A 21,538-nucleotide genomic window follows, 5' to 3' on the forward strand; every position below is an offset into this window, starting at 1 on the left:
CCGGATGGTTTCTCACCCGGCCGTCCGGATTCCCGAAAACGAACCTACACCGAAACCGCAGGCGAATATCGAGCCCGGCAGAGAACAACTATTAACGATCGTTAAGGGCGTCGATCAACGCCGCGACCGGTCCCGGCCGGGCCGCCGCATGACCGACTCCGGCCCACAGGTTCAGAGCCGAGGCGTCATCGCGGGCCGCCGCCGCGGCCCGGATCGGCGCGGTCAGGTGGTGGATCGCCGGGTAACCCACCGGCGCCAGCGGGGAGTACGTGTCCACGAACCGGTTCCGCAACGCCCGCGCCGGCTGCCCGGTGAACGCCCGCGTCACCACCGTCTGCCGCGACCCCGCGGAAAGCGACTTCCCGGAAAGCGAACCCCCGGAAAGCGAACCCCCGGAAAGCGAACCCCCGAGAAGCATCACCGCCCGCTGGGCCGGCCTCGTCCCCGCCTCGTCGGCCAGCAGGAACGCGGTCCCGGACTGCACCGCCACCGCCCCGGCGGCCAGCAGCGCGGGCGTGCTCCCACCGGCGGCGACGACCGGCCGATCGGTGACGGCGCGAACCTCGGCGAGCACGTCCGCGGCGGACCGGTCCCCGCGGTACGCCGCCGGGCTGAACGTGGACGAGTGCCCGCCCGCCCCGCCGCCCTGCGCGATCAGCCCGTCCGGTTCGACGGTCAGCGCCTGCCGGGCTTCGTCGCCGCTCGTCACGGTGATCAGAACCGCCGAGCCGGCCGCGCGCAACGCTCGCACCACGTCGCGCGGCGGCACCCCGAAGGTGAAGCTGACCAGGGGCACCCGGTGCGTGACAGCCAGTTCCACCTTCGCCGCGAAGTGATCGTCGTCGGTCAGCCGGACCGGTGGCAGCTCGACCTCGTAACGGTCCGCCTCGGGACGCAACACCTCGCGGTAGCGCTCGACCGCGCCCGGGTCGGCGAGCGGGGGCATCGGGACGAACAGGTTCAGCCCGTACGGCGATGAGGTTGCCCGGATCTCGGCCTCGACCGCCTCCGGGGTCTTGTATCCCGCGGCGAGGAAGCCGAACGCCCCGGCCCGGTCGGCGGCGTCGACGAGTTCCGGGGTGGACGGCCCGCCGGCCATCGGCGCCACCACGACCGGCCGCAACAGGTCCAGCATGGGCCCAACCTACCGGCAGACCGGGCGTACGCCTGGGACATCGGTCACGTCACAGCTGCCCACATACCGGAACGCGGGCAGCGAAAGGCCCCGCCCGGACGACTGCCGGGCGGGGCCTGCCGAGGGCGGGAACGCCCTACTTGACGACCACCGTGCTGACGATCTTGTCGGCCAGGGTCTGCTTCTTCGCGTCCCAGAGCGGGAACAGGTAACCGATGAGGCAGATCGCGCCGTCGGCGATGTGCGCCAGGTCGCGCAGGAACGCCTTGCCCGCGCCGATCGGCTGGCTGGTGCTCGCGTCCACCAGGCGCAGGCCGAGCGCCTTCTTGCCCCAGCTCTGCCCGGTCTTGCCGGCCTGGAACCACCGGTTGTAACCGCTGACGACCACGGAGAGCAGGACGAAGACCCAGTAGAGCGCGTTGTACGTGGGCAGATTCGTCACCGGGTCGGTGTCGATGCCGACGATGCCGCCGATGATGCCGAACGGCAACACGGCGAGCATGTCGACCAGGTACGCGCCGACGCGCTGCAACCAGCTGGCGTAACCGGCGACGGCCGGCTGGCCGTAACCGGGTGCGCCGTACGGGGGCTGGCCGTAGGGCGCTTCACCGTAGGCCGGCTGACCGTAGGCGGGCTGACCGTACGGCTGCTGCTGCGGCTGCTGCGGCTGCTGACCGTACGGCTGCGGCGGCTGCTGGCCGTAGGGCTGCTGCGGCTGCTGGCCGTAGGGCTGCTGCGGCTGCTGGCCGTAGGGCTGCTGCGGCTGCTGGCCGTACGGGTCGCTGGGAGGGGGGTTGTATGTCATGACGCATGTCCTTCGTCAGGCCCAGCTCACGCCGAGCCGGTGCAGTTGAAAAAACCAGCTAGCCGTGGCCAGCAGGCCGGCCGCCCATCCCATCCGTCGACGCCGGGCGGGCGACCACGGTTTCGGTAGTGCCAGCACACCGGTGGCGCGTGCGACCACCAGAGGTCCGACGGCGACCGCGAGGGCGGCGAGGCCGAAGATCACGGGGTTGGCCTGGAACGCCGCCTCGAAGTCCCCGCGCACCAGCGCCACGGCCGCGGTGGTCAGACCACAGCCGGGACAGGGCACGCCGGTCAGGGTCCGCAGCATGCACGGAACCCCGGCACCGGTACGGGCGGTGAACGTGGGCCAGAGCGTGGCCGCTCCGGCCACGAGCACGCCGAAGCCACCGATCCGCTCGGGGACGGAGAAGCTTCGCACCGGTGCACCTCGTGATCACGGGAAGGGGTCCACGGATTGTAATGGTCGACATCGAGCTATGGCGACCCTGTTCACCAGGACTTTCCTCGTCATTCGGCCACGACGCGGTCGCGTCCGGTCTCTTTGGCCCGGTACAGCGCGTGGTCGGCCCGGGCGAGCAGCTCGTCGAGCGTGCTGTCACCGTCGCCGAGCCGGGTCAATCCGATGCTGATCGTGACCGTCAGCGGGCCGGCCGGTGTCGGGATGGGCTCCCCACCGACGGCGACGCGGACCCGCTCGGCGAGTTCGGTCGCCTCCCCGTCGTGGTCGGGCAGGACGATCGCGAACTCCTCGCCGCCGTAACGTCCGAGCACGTCGGAGTGGCGCAGCACGCCGCGGATGCGCCGGGCCACGGTGCGGATCACCTCGTCGCCGACGCCATGGCCGTACGTATCGTTGACGTTCTTGAATTTGTCGATGTCGAGCATCGCGGCGGCGAGCGGACGTGCACCGCGGGCCGCGGCTTGGACCAGCGCCCCGGCGACGGCGTAGAAGTGCCGCCGGTTGTGCTGCCCGGTCAGCTCGTCGGTGGTGGCCAGCTCCTGCACCCGGCTGAACAGGCGCGCGTTGTCGTAGGCGCTCATGCCCTGCGAGGAGAACGCGGCCGCCAGCTGCCGGCTGGTGTCGTCGAGCGCACCGCCGCCGAGCAGCGCCACCGCGGCCCGGCCGTCGCGGCCGTCGAGTGGCACGGCCAGCGCGAAGGGTTCGCCCGCGAGCAGGCGTTCGCGCAGCTTGCCGGTGCTGGCCGGGTCGAGCAGGGCCGGTTCGGTGAGGGCGCCGAGCAGGGCGGTCTCGTCGGCGGTGAGCCGCTGACCGGCGACCTCCTCGGGTTCGAGGACCTCGCCGTCGGGCGTGATCAGGCAGCCGGCCGCGGCGCCGAGCGAGGTCCGCAGGGTGCCGCTGAGCCGGCGCAGCAGCCGTTCGGGTTCGAGGATGCCGGTCAGTTCGGCCAGGCTGGCGCGCAGCATCTCGGCGAGTGCCTGTTGCTGCTGGGCGGCCTGCACGGCGAGGTGCAGCTGGGCGGCGCGCGCGGTCTCCAGGGAGATCGCGACGTGGCTGCTGACCGCGGTGAGCACCTCGACGTCGTCGTCGGTGAAGATCCCGCGGGCGAGCCGGCTGTCCAGGTAGACGACGCCGACCAGGCGGCCCTTGAACTGGACCGGGGCGGCCAGGATGCTGCGCAGGCCGTGCACGACGGCGCTGCGCGAGCCGAGCGCGGCGCCCTGGTCGGTGCCGGTGACGACGAGCGCCTCGCCGGACTCGGCGACCTTGCGGACCAGGGAGGCGCCGTACTCGGTGGTGTCGTCGAGGTCGCCCTGCGCGTCGCGCCCGGCGAAGCGGACCGGTTCGCCGGCCTCGTCGAGCAGGAAGAACAGCGCCCGTTCGGCGCCCAGGATGCGCAACATCTCGTCGAGGGCGACCTGGGCCAGCTGCCGCGGGTCGAGGACTGTGGCGGCGGCCGTGCTGACCTGCTGCAACGCCTCCAGCCGCCGGTTGCGGCCGGTTCCGCCGCCGCGGCGTTCGGCGACGGTACGCCGGTGCGTGCTCGCCCCCTCGTCCACGCCGAACTCGGTGCGGGTCTGCCGCCGCCGCTGCTCCCAGCCGTAGAACGAGGCCAGCGCGAGTGCTGCCCGGGCCTGCCGGTCGGCCTCGTGGTTGTGCCCGAGCGCCCGCAGCGCGCGGGCCCGGATGCGCAGGATCTCGTACTGGCCGAGCGGCGCGTCCAGATCGCGGGCGGTCCGTTCGAGCTCGTCGGCCAGTTTGATGGCCCGTTCGTGGTCGCCGGCGAGCTGGGCGAGCGATGCCTGGGACATGCCGTAGACGAGCCGGATGAGCGGCGAGCCGCCGGCCTTGCCCAGTTCGGCGATCGCCTCGACGGCCGCGGCCAGTTTCGCCGGGCGCTCGTCGTCACCGGCGTAGCGGAGCTGGATCAGCTTGGCGTGCGCGTGATAGACGAAGATCCACCTGTGCTGCGGCATCAAGTCGCCGGGGCGCAGCCCGATCGCCCGGAACTCGGCCATCACGGCGTCGAACGGTTCGCCGACCTCGCCCTGTTCGAGCAGCGCGCAGGCAGCGGCAGTGAGAGTGTTGGCCCGCTGCACCGGCGTGCCGGCGCCGGCCGGGAACGCCTCGCGCAACTGCCGGGCCGCGGCGGCCGCCTCCCCGAACCGGCCCTGGTAGGCCGGGATCATGACGCCCAGCATGTCCAGCGAGGTGCCCTGCGCCTGGGCCGGGTCGGCCAGGCAGCGCAGCCCCCGTTCATACTCACGCTGCGCCTCGGCCGGGTAACCGCGCAGCAGCAGCCGCAGCCCCTGGGAGGCATGTCCGGGCAGCAGCTGGGCCGGCTCGTACCAGCGGGCGTTGCGGGTGATCGTCTTCTCCCACATGGTGCCGTCGTCGTAGCCGCTGAAGAGCGAGACGAGTCCCCGCATCCACTCGACGTAGGCGATCAGCGCCGGATCGCCCAGCTCGGTGGCGACCCGGGTGGCCCGGCGCAGGCACCGCTCCCCCGTACCGCGCAGCTTGGCCATCGAGGTGATGTAGCCGACGAGGGCGTAGACCCGGGCGTACTCGGGGCACGGGCCGAGGCGGTTCACCGCGTACAGCGACCGCAGTGCGAACACGCCGGCCTCCTTCAGCCGGAGGCCGACCGCCGCGGCATAACCCCCGGCGTCCAGCACCGCCGTCAGCGTGGCCAGGGTTTCCCGTCGACGGCCTTCGGCAGTTCCCGAACCGATTCGCGTACGCCGTACCAGCCCACCCGCGAACGCGTGCGCCAGCGTCGACAGCGTCAGCGTCACCGGGTTGCCCGGCAGCGGACGGCCCAGTTCGCGCAGGGCGTCGCGGGCCGCCTCGACCGCCTCGGTGTCGTTCCAGACGGTGTGGTGCAGTTCGATGCGGGTGGTGAGCAGCCGCGCCCGGGCCGCCCGGTCCGGCTCGGCCGCGAGCGCCCGTTCCAGCACCTCGTCGGCCTCGTCGAAGCGACCGGTCCGCAGGCACGCCTGAGCGAGCGGGTGCAGCAGCGCGGTGCCGGGCGACGGGTTCCCGTCGATCGCCTCGGTCAGGTAGCCGATCGCATCGGCCGGCGCCTGGTCGGCGAACGCGCGCAGCCCGGCGGCCGCCGCGGCGCGACGACCGGCCCCCTCCGGGGCGGCGTTGCCGGCGCCCTCGTAGTAGCGGGCCAGCGTGTACGCGTGCGCCTCGTCCCGCAACTCCTCGGGCAGTTGCTCCAGCGCCGCGGCCAGCCGCGCGTTGCACCGGCACAGTTCGCCGGGGGTGAGCCGGTCGAGCAGGTTCTCCCGCAGTTGCGGGTGGACGAACGCGTACCAGCCGCCCGGCCGTACCTCCAGGACGTGCCGTTCGAGGCCGGCCGCGAGCGCCGCCAGGGTGTCCTCGTCGTCGGCGCCGGGCAGTCCCTCCGGCCGGAACCGGATGCCGGCCACCGCGGCGGTGGTGAGCCGGTCCAGGATCGGCACGGGCAGCCCGTTCAGCCGGGCGGCCAGCAGGTCCCGCACCCCGGCCGCGGCCGGCAGCGCGTCGGCGCCGGCCGTGTCGAGCCGCCACGTGCCCCAGAGCGGGCCGAGCAGCCCGGCGTCGAGCAGCCGCATCAGGTAGCTGACCACGGCCAGCGGGGTGCCGTCGGTGCGGACGGTGACGTGCCGGGCCAGTTCGGCCGGCACCCGGGCGCCGGGCAGCCGGGACGCCACCACCTCGGTCACCGCCGCGGGCGACAGCGGCGTGCAGGTCAGTTCCAGCGTGCCCGGGACGCCCAGGTCCGGGCCGTCCTGCTCACCCCGGTCGGTGAGCACCACCAGCAGCGGCAGCGCGGGCAGGTCCGGGCCGAGCACGGCGAGCAGCCGGCGGGTGGCGGTGTCCAGCAGGTTCGCGTCGTCGATGACCAGCACCAGGCCGTCCGAGCGGCGGGCCAGGTCACCGAGGAACGCCGCGCCGGCCGCGAACACGTGCTCGTCGCCGGCCGCGGCGTGACCGGTGGCGTCGAGCAGGCCGAGGTCGCCGAAGAGCTTGACGACGTTCGCGACCCCGGCGTCGGTGGCGGCCTCGACGATGTCCCGCTCGGCGTTGGCGCGAGCCGCTTCCGGCAGCCGGTGGACCCGGGCCATCGAGGCGCGCACCGCGTCCCGGAGCACGGCCAGCGGCGCCGGCTCGTCCGGGCGGCACGTGCCGGAGAGCACCGGGCAGCCGTTCGCGGCGGCCAGCCCGGCGGCGTGCTCGGCCAGCCGGGTGCGCCCCGACCCGGCCGCTCCGTGGATCATCACGACGCCGCCGAGCCCGGCCCGCGCCCGCTCCCAGCGCCGGGCCAGACGGTCCGCCTCGGCGTCGCGCCCGCACATCGGCCAGCGGCTGGCGGCTGGCTCCTCGGCGGCCGACCCGCCGGGGCAGTGCCGGAGCGCGCTGAGCAGGGCGCCCGCGTCGGGATAGCGGTCGTCCGGGTCCTTCGCCAGCAGCCGATGCACCACGGCCGCGAGCGCAGGATCAAGATCGGGACGCTTTTCCCGTACGTCCGGAACCGGCGCGGCCAGGTGCAGGCGCAGCAGTTCCCCGACGTCGCCGGCCTCGAACGGCAACCGTCCGGTCAGGCACTCGAAGAGCACCACGCCGAGCGAGTAGAGGTCCGATCGTCCGTCGACCGGCCGGCGCAGCATGCCGGACTGCTCCGGCGAGGTGTAGAGGAACGTCCCGACGGCCTGGTCGGAGTCCCCGCCGACGTCCCGGCCGAGCTGGGCCAGACCGAAATCGATCAGCTTGGCCCGGCCGTCTTTGTCGATCATGATGTTGTCCGGCTTGATGTCCCGGTGGACCAGCCCGACCCGGTGCGCGGCGGCCAGCCCCCGAGCCAGTTGCGCGGCCAGCCCGACCACCCGCTCCTCGGCGAACACCCCGTGCAGCAGCTCGGAGAGCGCGCCACCGGACAGGTGTTCCAGCACCAGCGCGGGCACGCCGTCCAGCTCACCGACCGCGTGCACGCCGACCACGCCCGGGTCGTCGATGCAGGCCAGCAGGGCGGCCTCACGCTGGAAGGCGGTGCGGATCTCGGGCAACTCCCCGGCGTCGGCCAGCGGACGCTTCAACGCATAGTCGCGATCACCGTGCCGGACATGGTGCACCATGGTGAACGCACCGCGTCCGAGCTCCTCGATCACGTCGAGACCGGTCAGCTCAGCGGCGGGTGAACCGCTGAGGCGCGCCTGGGGGGTTTCGGTCACCGAAAGCACTCATTTCGTCGCCGTCTGCACCTCTGCTGATCGACCGGTGCCACCGGGATCTGAACATTCCCGCGTGCCGCCCTACCGCCGTACGCCGGAAGGAATGTGATCCTCTCCTGCTGGCCGGCACACAGGCAGCCGGAACCGGCGGTACCCGATCTGCTCTACGCCGCCGGCGCGTGACGCCAGGCTCAGGACGTGCGCAGCGCCAGCCAGAGGGCGACCGAGAAGAACCACAGGTTCGTGCTCAGCAGGTAGACGCGCTCGGCCAGGCCGAACACCGCGCGCAGCGGTGTGGCGAGCAGGGTGACGACCACCGCGACCAGGCCCGCGGCGGCGAGCCAGCGCAACGTGATCAGCCAGACCTCCAGCGCGTTCGGGGCGAGTTGGCCCAGCGGGGACGTCAGGTCGGCGACCACCAGGTAGACGAAGGTGAACGACGCGACCGCCAGCAGCAGGTGGATGCGCCCGTTGACGGTCGGGCGTTCGCCCTCCAGGTCGGTCGGGAAGAGCGCCAGAGCCAGCCGGGTCACCGGGATGAGCAGCAGGAACACGAAGTCGACGGTCGGGATCGGCTGGTCGGCGAGGGCGCCGGTCAGCGCGAGGATCCCCAGGCTGTTGGCGACGACCGCAATCCGGAACAACCCGGCGGCCGGGCCGACGCCGTAGTCACTGACCGCGTTGCGGACCGGGCGGTAACCGGTGGGCCGAACGTGCAGCACGACGAAGACGACGAGATAGACGAGAAGCAGCAGAGCGGCCACGGCGGCCAGCAGCGTTCCGGACAAGGTGACAGCCCCCGTATTGGCCTTACCGATAGCGACGAAGGCCGATCTTAGGGTAGGCATGTGACATGACCGTCTACCGGATCAGTCGCCGCCGTCTGTTCGTGACCGCCGGGGCCGGGGTCGTGAGCCTGGCCGTGGTCAACACCGTCAGTGCGTGCTCGTCGTCGTCCTCCCCACCGTCCCGGCCGGTCGCGACGACGGCCGCGCAGCCGGTCTCCACCGCGCTACCCGACGGCTGGCACCGGGTCGACCGTAGTTACGTGTCGGCATACCTGCTGCTCAGGGGCGAGGAGGTGGCGATCGTCGACACCGGGACACCCGGCTCGGCGGCCGCGATCGAGGACGGGTTGAAGGCGGCCGGCAGTGGGTTCGCCGCGGTCAGGCACGTCATCCTCACCCACTACCACGACGATCACATCGGCGGGCTGGAAGGCATCGAACCGCAGGTCAAGGCCACGATCTACGCGGGTTCCGGGGACGCCGCCAACATCATCACGGACAAGCCGGTGAAACCGTTGAACGGTGGCGACGAGGTCTTCGGGCTGCGGATCGTCGACACGCCCGGGCACACGGCCGGCCACATCTCGATCTTCGAGCCGGCCACCGGGACCCTGGTCGCCGGGGACGCGTTGCGCACCCAGAACGGGCTGGAGAGCTCCGACCCGCAGTTCACCACGGATCAGACGCTGGCGAGCGCGTCGGTGAAGGCGCTCGCCAAGCTCGACGTCAAGGCGATCCTGCCCGGGCACGGCGAGCCGCTCACCACCGGCGCCAACGAGGCCTTGCAAGAACTGGCGGCGTCCCTCTGACCGAGGTCCGCCGCCAGGTCACGGTCCGCTGTTATTTCTGCCGATCGAATTTCTGTACGGCGGCACGCGTGATCGCCTCGAGTTCGCGCTGGTCCGGCTGTTCCAGGTTGGCGAGCAGGACGGTCAGCGCCACGCCCCGCACGGACACCGCGATCATCTTGCCGTGCACGGTGACGCGCGGGCTGTTCAGGTCGACCTCGAAGCGCACGCCCGCGGTGCGGTTCCCGAACTTCGGCACCTGCAGCGGGTACGTCGCCATGTGCAGGGCGTCGGGCGTACCGGGCGTGCCCTCGTCGTAGGCCGGGCAGCGCCGCGGCGCGTCGGCCACCGCGTCGACGACCGCCTGGGCGGCGCGATCGCCGGCCGGGTCGATCGCCTCGATCAGGACCGGTCCGGTCTCGCCCTTCATGAACGCGACCCGCACGGTGCCGCTGTCCTTCTTGTTCCCGGCCTTGACCGGCTCGTGCCCGGCCTTGACCGGCTTGCCGGCCGGTTTGCCCGCCGGCGCCGCGGGCTTGACCGGGTTGCCGCCCGGCTCGGTCGATGCCGGGCCGGGCTGACCGGGCGGCGGTGCGACCGGTGTGGCCCGCCCGGGATCCGGCTTGCCCGGCGGCATGTCCATCGGGTTCGTCGTCGGTTCGTCCGACAGGGGCGCCGGCGGGTTCGCCGACGCTTCGGCCGGCGGGGAGACGGCGACGCGCGGACTCGGGTTCACCGGCAGACCGGGGCCTTCGGGACCACCCGAGACGACGGCCCGGTCCGGAACGGTCGCCTTCTTGTCACAGGCGCCGATCCGGGATCCGGTGTCCGCGAACGCCTTCAGCGCGTCCGGCATCGGAGCGTAACCCTTGGGCAGGTCAGCGACGGTGAGCAGGGCCGCTTCGAGGCGACCGGGCGCGGGCTCGCCGGTCGCCACCAGCAGCCGGGCCGCACCGGGGAACGTCGCCCGCGCGCCGGTCTCCCCGGCGGCCGGCGACGGCGCGACCGCATCGACCATGAGCTGCGCGAGCGTGGTGTTCTTCGTCGGCGTCCAGGTGGATCCGCCCCGATCCACGTCCCGGATGGCCTCCGGCCGAGCTCCGTCTCCGGTGGCGGCCTGCGCGGGGCCGGCTGTCACCGCGAACACGAGCGGCAGCCCAAGTACCGCTTTGACCGTTTTATGCCGAATAATCTGCATTTCCTCACCTTAACCGCGTCTCTCCCCCGGCCAGCCGATTTACCCAAGAACCAGCCCGGCCGCCGGAACAGCTCCCAGCGGCAGCCGGGGGGCGCGGGGCCGGCGGGAAGGGAGCGGAGGCGGCGCGGGTGGACGGGGGACAAGTCCGGAGGTGTGCCGGCGGGCGCCGAGAACACGTACAGGAAAAGGGTTTTTGGAATGGTTTGGGGTGGGACGATCTCGGGATGGAGCAGGACGTGCTGGCGGCCCCGATCGACGGCCTGACCGCGGCGCAGGCGGCCGACCGCAAGCGGCGCGGGGAAGCCAACACGCAGGTCAAAGGCGGTTCGCGGAGCTACGCGGAGATCCTGCGGACGAATGTCTTCTCGTTCTTCAACATCATCCTGTTCGTGATCGGCGTGGCCCTGCTGACCTTGCAGCGCTACAGCGACGCCCTGATCAGTGTCGGACTCGGTCTGATCAACGCGATGATCAGCGCAGCCCAGGAGATCCGGGCGAAGCGGAAGCTGGACCGCCTTCAGCTGCTGGATCGGGGCGCGGTCACGGTCATCCGCGACGGCGTGGAGAAAGCCGTCCAACCCGACGAAGTGGTACGCGGTGACGTCCTCCACGTGCGCGCCGGCGATCAGATCGTGGTCGACGGCCCGCTGCTGGACGGCGGCCAGGTCGAGGCGGACGAGTCGCTGCTGACCGGCGAGTCGGATCCGGTCGCCAAGCAGCCCGGTGATGATTTGCGGTCAGGCAGTCTCTGCGTCTCGGGCGAGGGCCGACAGTTGGCGCGCGATGTCGGGGTGAACAGTTACGCGGGGCGGCTGACCGCGGAGGCGCGTCGGTCGACCACCGACAAGACGCCGTTGCAGCGCCGGATCGAGTTCATCGTGCGGCTGGTCATGGTCTTGACCACGCTGATGAGCGGGGCGATCCTGGCGCAGGCGGCGATCGAGGGGTTCACGCTGCTGCGAGTCGTGCAGATCACCGCGGTGCTGTCCGGGCTGGTGCCGTACGGGCTGTTTTTCCTGATCGCTCTCGCCTACACCGCCGGTGCCGTCCGGATCGGGCGGGCCGGCGCCCTGGTGCAGCAGGTCAACGCGGTGGAGTCGGTGAGCAACGTCGATGTGGTGTGCACCGACAAGACCGGCACGCTGACCACCGGGCACCTGGCCGTCGACGAGATCGTGCCGGTCGGCGAGCGGGAGTACGCCGAGGTCGCGCACGCCCTGGGCGGCGTGGCGCACAACGTGACCACGCCCAACCTGACCGTGCTGGCGCTCGCCGCCGAGCTGGCCGGCCCGGTGTGGGAGGTGCGCGACGAGGTGCCGTTCGCGTCGTCGCTGCGCTGGTCGGGCCTGGTCACCGACGAGGACACGTGGGTGCTGGGCGCCCCGGACGCCCTGGCTCCGCGACTGCGCAAGCCGCTGCCGCCGGAGCTGATCGCCGAGCGGACCCACCGTGGCCTGCGGGTGCTGCTGCTGGCGCGGGCCGAGGTGTCCGGCGCACCGCTGCGGGACGCGGAACAGAAGCCGGAACTGCCCATGCTCGAGCCGTACGGCCTGGTCGCGCTCGGCGACGAGCTGCGTCCCGAGGTCTCCGGCACGGTCCGCAAGTTCCGTAGTGGCGGCGTCGACCTGAAGGTGCTCTCCGGTGACGATCCGCGAACCGTGGCCGCGATCGCGGACCGGGCCGGGCTGGACGCGGGCGAGCCCGTTCCCGGCGCCGACCTGGACGGGCTCGACGACGCGCAACTGGACGCGGTGGTCGCCCGGACGACGGTGTTCGGCCGGGTCGCGCCCGAGCACAAGGAGCGGATCGTCCGGTCACTGCGACGGCAGCGGCGGTACGTCGCGATGATCGGTGACGGCGTGAACGACGCCCGCGCGCTCAAGCAGGCGCACGTCGGCGTGGCGATGCGCAGCGGCAGCCCGGTGACCCGGGACGTGGCCGACATCGTGCTGGTCGACGACTCGTTCGCGGTGCTGCCCCCGGCGCAGGAGGAGGGGCGGCGGATCATCAACGGGATCGGGATGTCGCTCTACGTCTTCATGGCGCGCGTCGCGAGCCAGGGCCTGGTGATCCTGGCGGTGACGATGCTGGGGCTGGGGTTTCCGTACTCGCCGACGCAGGTCGGTCTCACGCTGTTCACGGTCGGGGTGCCGACGTTCTTCCTGACGTTCTGGGCCAAGCCCGTCCCGCCGGACAAGATGCTGTTCAAGAGCATGGCCCGGTTCGTCCTGCCCGCGTCGATCATCACGGCCGGGGTCGGCACCACCGTCTACACCGCGCTCTACGAGGTGATCTCGCTCGGCTTCAGCTCCGGGCGCACGCCGGCCGAGGTCATCCACGAGTTCGAGCGATACACCGGCCTGCACTACGGCACCGATACGGACTTCGCGACCGCCTCGGCCACGATCGCCGCGCAGACCGGCCTGTCGACGTTCTTCTGTTTCGCGTCGTTCATCATGATCCTGTTCCTGGCGCCCCCGAGCCGCCTTTTCGCCGCCTGGACCCCGCCGACCGACGACAAACGGCCCGCGATCCTGGTCGGCGGCCTGATCATGGTCTTCCTGGTGGTGATCAACGTCCCGGCGCTCTGGACCTACTTCGGGCTGATCGGGCCGGCCCGCCCGGTCGCCGCGATCGTGCCACCGGCGCTGCTCCTGTGGTTCCTGTCGCTGACCGCCGCGTTCCGTTTCAAGCTGCTCGATCGCGCGCTCGGCGTCCACAACCTCCGCCGCTGACGTCTTCACCCCCGGCACCGTTTCCCGCGTACGTCGTGAGAACAGCTCTCATCGTGACCCTCCCGTGACCATTCCGGGTGTTCGGGTTTCCTGTGGATCCCCTATGGTGAGCCGTTCTCGAATTCGGTTCACGGGGGAAACATGTACGTCGCACTCGCCTGGTTCGCCGACCGTCGCCTGCCCGAAGGGGCGATCCGCGCAGCCCGGGAACGCTTCGACGCCTCCGTGGCCGGCGTCGTGCCCGACTCGTACGTCCGCCACGACTTCGGCGGTGAGGACTGGGGCATCACGTTCCTGACCACCGCCGGGCCGGGCCACTACAAGTGGCCCCTGGTCGCCACCGAGGGCCCGGTCACCGCGCTGTCGCTGGGCCTGCCGGTCGGCGTGACGACCACCGGGCCGGTCGCCCTGGCCCGCGACCTGCTCGGCGGCGCGGACATCCACCGTGACGTGACCCCGCCGTTCGCCCTGATCGCGCTCGACGGCGACCGGCGTGTCGTGATCCAGCAGGACTGGCTCGGCATGGCCCGGCTGTTCACCGGGACCGCCGACGGCATCACCGCGTTCTGCAGCCGGCCCAGCCTGCTCGCCACCTTCCTCTACGGCAAGGTGGAGCCCGATCTGGAGGGCTGGCGCTCCTACGCGGTGAGCGCGTTCTTCGGCGCCGACCTGTCACCGGTGCGCGGCACCCGGCTGCTGCAGCCCGGCCAGCGGGTCACCGCCCGGCACCGCGACACCGGCGGGTGGGAGCTCGGCAGCGAGACCCGGTACACCGTGGACGACATCGTGATGGCGGGCTTCGCGGGTCAGGGCCGGCCCGTCGAGGAGTCGCTGGACCTGGCCGCGGAGTCGTTCCGCAGCACCGCCGCCAGCATCCGCGGCCTGTACGACGGCCCGATCGGCCTCGGCCTGTCCGGCGGCAAGGACTCGCGCCTCATCGCGTCCTCGCTGATCGCGACCGGGCACATGCCGAAGTTCCACACCAACGACGACACCGCCGTCGAGGGCGAGACCGCCCTGCGCCTGATGCAGATCCTGCGCGACGAGCGCGGCCTGCAACCGGAGCACCGGCTGACCAAGACCGGTCTGCCGGCCAATGTGCTCGCCGCCGGCCTGGTCGAACGCACCGAGAAGCTGCTGCAGCGGTACGACTTCCAGTTCCCGTCGAGTTACACGATCCGGCCGGCCGTCGACACCCGGCTCCCGGAGGAGCTCACCGCGGTCAACTTCAGCGGCGTCGGCGGCGAGCTCGCCACCGGCTACTGGTACCCCAAGGTCGAGGGCCGCTCGCCGGAGGACGAGGTGCTGGGCCGCCTGACCAGCGCCGTGCCGAAGAACGGCGTCGCCCCCGAGGTGATCGACGCGGAACGCGCCCGGGTCACCGCGCTGTTCGACCACGCCCGCGGGCTCGGGCTCAACGACCTGCACCTGGTCGACTACGGCTATCTCGTCGAGCGGGTCCGGCGGTGGTACTCCTCGGCGTACTTCATCGGCAGTGTCACCCCGTTCCTGTCACCCGGCTTCGTCGCCGCCACGTTCGGGGTGACCGCGCGGCAGAAGAGCGAATTCCTGCTGCACACCAGCCTGATCAAGCGGTTCGTCCCGGAGTGGGCCGACGTCCCGTTCGTCACCGCGTTCACCGGCGCGAGCACCGCCACCCGGATCTGGGACGGCGACGGCATCAAGGCGATCTCCGACCTGGTGGACACGGCCCAGGGCCCGATCGCCCAGCTGATCAACCGGGACCAGGTGGTGAAGACGCTGGCCACCGTCGTGCAGACGGACAAGTCGCCGGAGAACATCCTGCGGCAGTTCACCTACCTGGCGGTCGCGTCGACGATGCTGGAACCCGGCACCGTCACGGAGCCGACCGGGACGACGTACGCCCGGGTCACCGCCCCGCCGAAGATCCCGAGGCCCCGCCGGTCGCCGGAGAACTCGACCCCGGTGCCGCGGTACAAGAAGACGTGGCTGTGGAAGGCCGCCCGTCGCGTCCTCAAGCCCGCCCTGCAGCGGGTCCGCTCATAAAGGAGTAGCCCCGACCACGACACCGACCACCGGGTCCACCTCTACGGCGGACGGCGGCGCCCCCGCTCGGTGTCGCGAAGCTGAATGACGGCGGCCGTCCGGCACGGGAACTCCGGTGATCGCGGTCGTCACCATTCCTCAGCGTGATTGACTCGTGTCAAATGCCGCTGGTAGGCACGGAAGGGTGACCTTCCTGTGGTCCTACACCGACGCCCTGGCCGCCGGCGACGACGGCTGGTGGCGGGCCGCGACCCGGCACACCGCCGACCTGCTCGAGGCCGACCACTGGTGGCTGGACCCGCCCGCGCACATCCCGGTCCAGCATCTGCTGGTCGAAACCACAGCCCTTCTCTCGTACGCACTGGCGCGCAGCCGCGACGACGACCCCGGCACGGTGACCGGGGCGCACCTGGCGGCCTGGGCGGCGGCCCGGCCCCTGCCGATGCTCGACGAATCGGTGCCGGACACCGTGGAAGGGTCGATCTCACTGCTGCAGTGGAGCCGGATCTTCGAAGAGCAGCGGCTCCGCCAGCAGAACGACCTGGCCGACCTGCTCCACGCCGCCGGCCACGACCTGCCAGGCGCGCTCGGCCACGAACTGCCGGGGGCCGCCGGGCATGAGATGCCGGGGGCCGCCGGGCATGAGATGCCGGGGGCCGCCGGACACGAACTGCCGGGGGCGGGCGGTCACGAAATGCCGGGGACGGACGATCCGGTGACCGGGCTCTGGCGGGACCTGGTCGATCGGGACAACCCCGGCCGGCGATACGGCCTCGACTCCCGTCTGCCCGGCCCGGCCCTGACACTCGGCCTCGGCGCCGTCCTCCACCAGTTCGACCGCCCCTGACCCCGCCCTCCCCGGAGCACCTCCCACGCCCGCCGACCCGAACCGGCTGGGCACCATCGGTGTCCCCGGTGCTGAAGGATCTCCCGCAGCCGACCGGCGGCGGAAGCTGAGGAGTGGTGGCGCGCCGGCGGTCAGGGGCTCGGGGTGGGGAGAGTGCGGCGCAACGTCAGGTGGGCGGCGAGCCCGCTGGGCAGGATCAGCCAGAACGAGATCAGGCGGTAGATCAGGACGATCGCGGCGGCGGTGCCCTGCGGGGTACCGGCGGCGATCAGCCCCGCCAGCATGCTGGTCTCGATCAGGCCGATCCCGCCCGGGGTGAGCGGGATCTGCCGGACCACCTGGACGGCCAGGTAGATCAGGGCCAGGCGGCTCCAGCCGAGTTCGGCGTGCAGTGCGTCGGCCGCGAAGAGCAGGCAACCCATGTCCAGCAGCCAGTTGACCACGCCGGCCAGGGTGACGGTGAACCAGGTGCGAACCTCGACGGATCGGGCATCCCGCAGGGCCTGGGTAACTGACGGCCACCGCGCCGGCCGGGCCCGCAGGCCTGCGACCAGCCGCTCCACCAGAGCAGCGGCCGGCCGAGAATAACGAGCAGCGGCGGCCGGCTGGGGAGAACGGGTGGCGGGCGGCTGGGGAGAACGGGCCGGGACCGGGCCGCGGATCCTCCGGTAGAGCCAGAACAGCAAGGCGGCGAGAACGGCCCCCGCTGTCGCCGGAAGGGACCACGTCGCGGCGTAGAGCAGCGCCAGCGACACCACCGTCACGACCGTCGAGATCAGCGTCGCGGTCGCGGAGATCGCCGAGGTGGCGCCATGCCGGCGATAGAGCTGGAAGGCGTACGCCGCCGAGGCCGCCGACCCCGCGGGCAGGGCCATGCTCAGCGCCGATCGGACGTACGTCATCGCCACCGCCCGCCGAGGCGGAACCCGCACCCCGAACGCGGCGAGCAGCCGCCGCTGCTGTTCCGCGTACGCGACCTGGGACAACACTCCCGCCGCGAGCGCCGTCACCGCCCACCGCCAGTCGGCGGCCCGCAGCGCCCCGAGGAACTCTGCCGGCCCGGGCAGCCGCCCGCGCAGCGTCACCACCGCCACGATCGCGACCAGCACGAACGCCAGGTAGCCCAGCCAGCGCCGCCGCGCGGGGGCGGCTTGCTCAACGGTCAGGGTCACGCTTCCCAGGGTTCCGGACCGATCGTGGCCCGTCGTCATCCCTGGGAAGGCATTCCGGCGTACCGCGATCGCGGTACGTCCCCGGGGCCCGACGGCCGGACCCCGGGTGACCGGCGTCAGAAGTTGATCATGTGGCCGGCGAGACCGTGGACGGCCTCCTTGACCGCTTCGCCGAGCGTCGGGTGCGCGTGCACGTTGCGGGCCACCTCGTTGACGGTCAGGTCCCACTGCTGGGCCAGGGTCAGCTCGGGCAGCAGCTCGGTCACGTCCGGCCCGATCAGGTGCGCGCCGAGCAGCTCGCCGTACTCGGCGTCGCTGAGGATCTTCACGAAGCCGGTCGCGTCGCCGAGGCCGTGCGCCTTGCCGTTCGCGGTGAACGGGAACTTCGTCACCTTCACGTCGAAGCCCTGCTCGCGGGCCTGCGCCTCGGTCCACCCGAAGCTGGCGACCTGCGGCTGGCAGTAGGTGGCGCGCGGGATCATCCGATAGTCGAGCGCCATCGTCTCCGCGCCGGCGATCGTCTCGGCGGCCACGATGCCCATCGACTCGGCGGCGTGGGCCAGCATCAGCTTCGCGGTGACGTCACCGATGGCGTAGATGCCGGGCACGTTCGTCCGGCAGAACTCGTCGATCTCGACCGCGCCCCGGTCGGAGATGCCGACGCCGGTGCGCTCCAAACCGTACCCCTCGATGTTGGGCTTGAACCCGATCGCCTGCAGCACCTTGTCGGCCTCGATGACCTCGGATCTCCCGCCCTTGGAGACGGTGACGCGGACCGAGTCGGCGCCTTCCTCGATGCTCTCGACCTTGGTGCCGACGCGCACGTCGACGCCGAGCTTGCGGTACTGCCGGAGCAGTTCCTTGGAGACGTCCTCGTCCTCCAGCGGCAGCATCCGATCGAGGAACTCGACGATCGTCACGTCGACGCCGTAGTTGCGCAGCACGTAGGCGAACTCGACGCCGATCGCACCGGCGCCGACGATCACGATGCGGTCCGGAAGATCAGCATCGAGAATCTGTTCCTCGTACGTCACCACGCGCCCCGTGACGCTGGTCCCCGGGATCAGCCGGGTGCCGGCGCCGGTGGCCAGGATGCAGTTGTCGAACGTGATCGTCCGGTCGCCGACCCGCAGGGTGTGCGCGTCGGTGAACTCGCCCCGCCCCTGGATCTCGGTGATCCCGTTCTTCTTCATCAGGAAGTGCACACCCTTGACCCGGCCGTCGGCGACCGCGCGGCTGCGCTGGTGCGCGACGCCGAAATCGAAGGTCACCTTTCCCTCGATGCCGAACGTCTGGGCCTGGTGGTGGAAGATGTGCGCCAGCTCCGCGTTGCGCAGCAGCGCCTTCGACGGGATGCAGCCGACGTTGAGGCAGACGCCGCCCCAGTACTTCTCCTCGACGATCGCGGTGGAGAGGCCGAGCTGCGCGCCGCGGATCGCCGCGACATATCCACCCGGACCGGCGCCCAGCACGACAAGATCGAAATGTTCGCCCATGAGCCCGACAGTACTTACCGTCCGGGTCGGCGGACATCCTTTCGCGTCACAGTCCAGCGCCCGGGGCGCCGGGGCAGATCAGAAGAATCTGACGGTACGGCTCCACGCGCTCACCACCAGGGCGACGATCACCAGCCCGGCGACGACGCGGATCGCGACGCGGGCGTTGCGCTCGTTGCGGCGCTTGGCGAAGTTCGCGAGGACCAGGCCGACGATGGAGATCAGCGGGCTGCCGACCAGGATTCCGAAAGCGCCCAGTGCGTAGGCGAGGATGCTCAGGGTCTGGGTGTTCGCCTGCTTGTACCCCGGGTAGGGCTGCTGCCCCGGGTAGGGCTGCTGACCCGGATACGGCGGCTGACCCGGATACGGCGGCTGACCCGGGTAGGGCCGGCCGGGCGGCGGACTGTACTGCGCCGGCGGCGTGTAGGGCTGCGGAGCCGGCGGGAACGGCTCGGTCGCGGCCGGCGCCGGAGTCTGGAACGGATCACCGGTGGTCGGGCCGGTGAACGGGTCGACCGGCACGCTGTACCCCGACGCGGGGAAGACCGGCTCGGTCAGCGGATCCGGCAGCGGCGCCGCCGGGGCCGAGACCGGCCGCGCGCACCCCGGGCAGGTACCGACCGTCGGCGCGGCCGGCGAGCCGCAGTGCGGGCAGATCATGCCCGGCCCCGGGCTGCGACCTCGTCGTAGATCTCCTCGAGCCGCCGGGTCTGCTCGACCAGGTCGAAATGCGCCGTGACGTGCTTGCGCGCCTGCTCGCCGAGCCGCCGTTGCAACTCCTCGTCGGCCAGCAGCCGGGTCAGCGACGCGGCCAGCGCGGCCGGGTCCGCCTCCGGGCTGAGCAGGCCGGTCTCGCCGTCGACAACCGCTTCCGGGATGCCGCTGTGCCGCGTCGCGACCACCGGCAGACCGAGCGCGCCCGCCTCCAGGATCGTGGTCGGCAGGCCCTCGGTGTCCCCGTCCGGCGCGGTCTTCGACGGGCAGGCCAGCAGGCGGGACTCGAGCAGGTGGCGTCTCACCTGCTCCGGGCTCTGACTACCGGCGAACGTGACGTCCACGCCGAGCTCCTCGGCCCGGGCGCGCATGGCCGGCAGCAGCTCGCCGTCGCCGATCAGCAGCGCGCGGGGCCGCGGCTCGACGCTCGCCAGCGCGGTGAGCAGGTCGTCGACGCCCTTCTTGGCGACGAACCGGCCGATGAAGACCACGTCCCACTGTTTAGGCCGCGGCGGTTCCTCGGGCGGGACGGTGATGCCGGTGTAGTGCACCCGCACCTTCGCCGGGTCGGCACCCCACTTCACCGCCTGGCCGCGGATCACCTCGGAGACCGCGACGACCAGCGACGCCCGCTGGAAGACGGACTGCAGGTTGCGGCGGTAGCGGAGACCTTTCGCGCCGGGGCTGGACGGCTGCCGGGTCACGTCGTGGCCGTGCACGGTGACGATCAGGGGCACGCCGAGCTGCTGGGCGGAGTGACTCACCAGCCATCCGTCACCCCCGAAATGGGCATGAACCAGATTCGGCCGTACGCCGGAAAGCGTCTTCTGAAGTTGCGGAGACGTCCCGGTGAGTCGCAGTCGCAGGAACCCCTTGCCGCCCGGGAAGGCGATCACGTCGTCGGGGCGGGCCAGCACCGACTCGTGCCGGGTGGCGCCGACGTAGACCGGGGACCAGCGGGTCAGCGCGTCGGCCTGATTGCGGACGAACGTCTCGGAACCGGGCAGCATGGCGCTGCGCCAGATCGCGACGCGACGGTCAGCCGGCATTGTCGCTGTTCTTGTTCCCGCGGCTGACCACGGCGTCGCGCAGGCGGTGCCGGACGCTCGGCGGGAGGGCCCAGATCTGCATGTGCGTAAGGTAGTCGACGGCGGCCGGGTCGCCGTGCTCGCGGGCCTCGGCGAGCAGCTCACGGAAGAGTTTCGCGTCCCGTGTCGGCGCGGCCATCGAGCTGAGGACACTGAGCGTGAACGCGGCGTAGGCGCGCGGGGTGAACAGCTCGCGGTTGCCGCGCAGCCACTCCAGCTGCTCGCGCCACGGGTTCTCCAGGCTGATCCGGTCCCGGTTCTCGTCCTGGTGCCAGAGGACCAGCGGCTCGGGGACGTAGAGCAGCGCGGTGCCCGGCTCGCGCATCGCCCGCAGCGTCCAGTCCAGCTCCTGCGCGCGACGCAGGCCGACGGTGAACGGCACCTTGTGCCACAGTGCGGTCGGCGCCATGATGCACGAGGTCTGCACGAACCCGTCGCCATAAAACAGACCACGCCTGACCAGCAGATACTCACTGATGGGCTCGCCCGGCTCGGGCAACCGGCGCGGCATGACGGTGTCGGCGCGCGGCGTCCGGCTGATCATCTGGCAGGCGATCACCGGGGACTCCACGGTCGCGGCCGCGGCCAGCTCCAGCTGCCGCTCGATCTTGGTGGGGAGCCACTCGTCGTCGTCGTCGAGCATCGCCGTCCACCGCCCGCGAGCAGCCCGGGCGCCGGTGTTCCTCGCGTTCGGGGCCTTGCCGCGCTCGGGCAGGACGATCACACTGAGACGTGGATCACCGATCGCTCCCAGTGCCGCCGCGGTCGCCTCGTCGGGGCCGTCGACGACGACGATCACCTCGAGGTTCTGATGGGTCTGCCCGAGCGCGCTGCGCACCGCACGAGCAGCCAGCTCCGGGCGGTTACACGTCGGTATGACGACACTGACATCCGGCTCTGAGGACATGGCGACTCGCTTTGGGCAACTTTGTCGGAACCTCGGGGGCCCGGGGCCGTGTGGACCGTAGGTGGTTCTGGTGGTGCGAAGGTTAACGGAAGGTGTCTCGTGGGGGTGCGCGGGGGAAGCAACAGCCAGCGACGAAGCGCGCACCAGCGCGAC

General features: G+C 71.7%; 15 protein-coding genes. 4 read left to right on the plus strand and 11 right to left on the minus strand.

Translation table 11 applies throughout. From position 1 onward, the window contains the following. Positions 1–91: 91 nt before the first annotated feature. From ACH442_RS00055 to ACH442_RS00075, 5 genes are all read right to left on the minus strand, one after another. Positions 92–1,135 carry a nitronate monooxygenase gene (locus ACH442_RS00055; RefSeq protein ID WP_396120310.1) on the minus strand — a complete coding sequence of 348 codons (1,044 nt, stop codon included), beginning with the start codon at positions 1,133–1,135 and terminating at the stop codon, positions 92–94. A gap of 136 nt (positions 1,136–1,271) precedes the next feature. Further along, positions 1,272–1,940, minus strand: a complete 669-nt coding sequence (locus ACH442_RS00060; protein ID WP_396120311.1) for an RDD family protein — start codon at positions 1,938–1,940, stop codon at positions 1,272–1,274. 15 nt (positions 1,941–1,955) lie between these two features. Next, the gene (locus tag ACH442_RS00065; RefSeq protein ID WP_396120312.1) at positions 1,956–2,360 is read right to left on the minus strand and encodes a DUF2752 domain-containing protein; all 405 of its coding nucleotides are present in this window, start codon (positions 2,358–2,360) and stop codon (positions 1,956–1,958) included. A gap of 89 nt (positions 2,361–2,449) precedes the next feature. Beyond that, entirely contained in the window at positions 2,450–7,624 is a 5,175-nt protein-coding gene (locus tag ACH442_RS00070) for a diguanylate cyclase (RefSeq protein WP_396120313.1), read from the minus strand. Between the two features lie 191 nt (positions 7,625–7,815). Beyond that, positions 7,816–8,412 carry a DUF998 domain-containing protein gene (locus ACH442_RS00075; protein ID WP_396120314.1) on the minus strand — a complete coding sequence of 199 codons (597 nt, stop codon included), beginning with the start codon at positions 8,410–8,412 and terminating at the stop codon, positions 7,816–7,818. Positions 8,413–8,477: 65 nt separating this feature from the next. Here ACH442_RS00075 and ACH442_RS00080 point away from each other — a divergent pair, with 65 nt between their 5' ends. Beyond that, complete coding sequence (locus tag ACH442_RS00080) at positions 8,478–9,221, plus strand: MBL fold metallo-hydrolase (protein WP_396120315.1); 744 nt, start codon at positions 8,478–8,480, stop codon at positions 9,219–9,221. A 31-nt stretch (positions 9,222–9,252) separates the two neighbouring features. Here ACH442_RS00080 and ACH442_RS00085 read toward each other — a convergent pair whose 3' ends face one another. After that, positions 9,253–10,347 (minus strand): hypothetical protein, encoded by a 1,095-nt coding sequence (locus tag ACH442_RS00085; protein ID WP_396120316.1) that lies wholly within the window; start codon positions 10,345–10,347, stop codon positions 9,253–9,255. A gap of 275 nt (positions 10,348–10,622) precedes the next feature. Here ACH442_RS00085 and ACH442_RS00090 point away from each other — a divergent pair, with 275 nt between their 5' ends. The 3 genes from ACH442_RS00090 to ACH442_RS00100 all read left to right on the plus strand — a co-directional run bounded on the left by ACH442_RS00090 (position 10,623) and on the right by ACH442_RS00100 (position 16,008). Continuing rightward, the gene (locus ACH442_RS00090; RefSeq protein ID WP_396120317.1) at positions 10,623–13,133 is read left to right on the plus strand and encodes an HAD-IC family P-type ATPase; all 2,511 of its coding nucleotides are present in this window, start codon (positions 10,623–10,625) and stop codon (positions 13,131–13,133) included. A 141-nt stretch (positions 13,134–13,274) separates the two neighbouring features. Beyond that, positions 13,275–15,161 carry a hypothetical protein gene (locus tag ACH442_RS00095; RefSeq protein ID WP_396120318.1) on the plus strand — a complete coding sequence of 629 codons (1,887 nt, stop codon included), beginning with the start codon at positions 13,275–13,277 and terminating at the stop codon, positions 15,159–15,161. A 184-nt stretch (positions 15,162–15,345) separates the two neighbouring features. After that, entirely contained in the window at positions 15,346–16,008 is a 663-nt protein-coding gene (locus ACH442_RS00100; protein WP_396120319.1) for a hypothetical protein, read from the plus strand. Positions 16,009–16,139: 131 nt separating this feature from the next. Here the strand turns inward: ACH442_RS00100 and ACH442_RS00105 are convergent, their stop codons facing one another. From ACH442_RS00105 to ACH442_RS00125, 5 genes are all read right to left on the minus strand, one after another. Further along, the gene (locus ACH442_RS00105) at positions 16,140–17,180 is read right to left on the minus strand and encodes a YbhN family protein (RefSeq protein ID WP_396120320.1); all 1,041 of its coding nucleotides are present in this window, start codon (positions 17,178–17,180) and stop codon (positions 16,140–16,142) included. A gap of 116 nt (positions 17,181–17,296) precedes the next feature. Continuing rightward, positions 17,297–18,676: a dihydrolipoyl dehydrogenase gene (gene lpdA / locus ACH442_RS00110; protein ID WP_396120321.1), complete on the minus strand. Its 1,380-nt coding sequence runs from the start codon at positions 18,674–18,676 to the stop codon at positions 17,297–17,299. Between the two features lie 78 nt (positions 18,677–18,754). After that, the gene (locus ACH442_RS00115) at positions 18,755–19,336 is read right to left on the minus strand and encodes a hypothetical protein (RefSeq protein WP_396120322.1); all 582 of its coding nucleotides are present in this window, start codon (positions 19,334–19,336) and stop codon (positions 18,755–18,757) included. Next, the gene (locus tag ACH442_RS00120; protein ID WP_396120323.1) at positions 19,333–20,439 is read right to left on the minus strand and encodes a glycosyltransferase; all 1,107 of its coding nucleotides are present in this window, start codon (positions 20,437–20,439) and stop codon (positions 19,333–19,335) included. Before ACH442_RS00120 ends, ACH442_RS00115 begins: the two co-directional genes overlap by 4 nt. Further along, complete coding sequence (locus ACH442_RS00125; RefSeq protein WP_396120324.1) at positions 20,429–21,385, minus strand: glycosyltransferase family 2 protein; 957 nt, start codon at positions 21,383–21,385, stop codon at positions 20,429–20,431. The genes ACH442_RS00120 and ACH442_RS00125 overlap by 11 nt, the downstream gene beginning before the upstream one ends. Positions 21,386–21,538: the final 153 nt, after the last annotated feature.

It is taken from the genome of Actinoplanes sp. NPDC020271 (assembly GCF_044388125.1).
GTDB lineage: Bacteria > Actinomycetota > Actinomycetes > Mycobacteriales > Micromonosporaceae > Actinoplanes.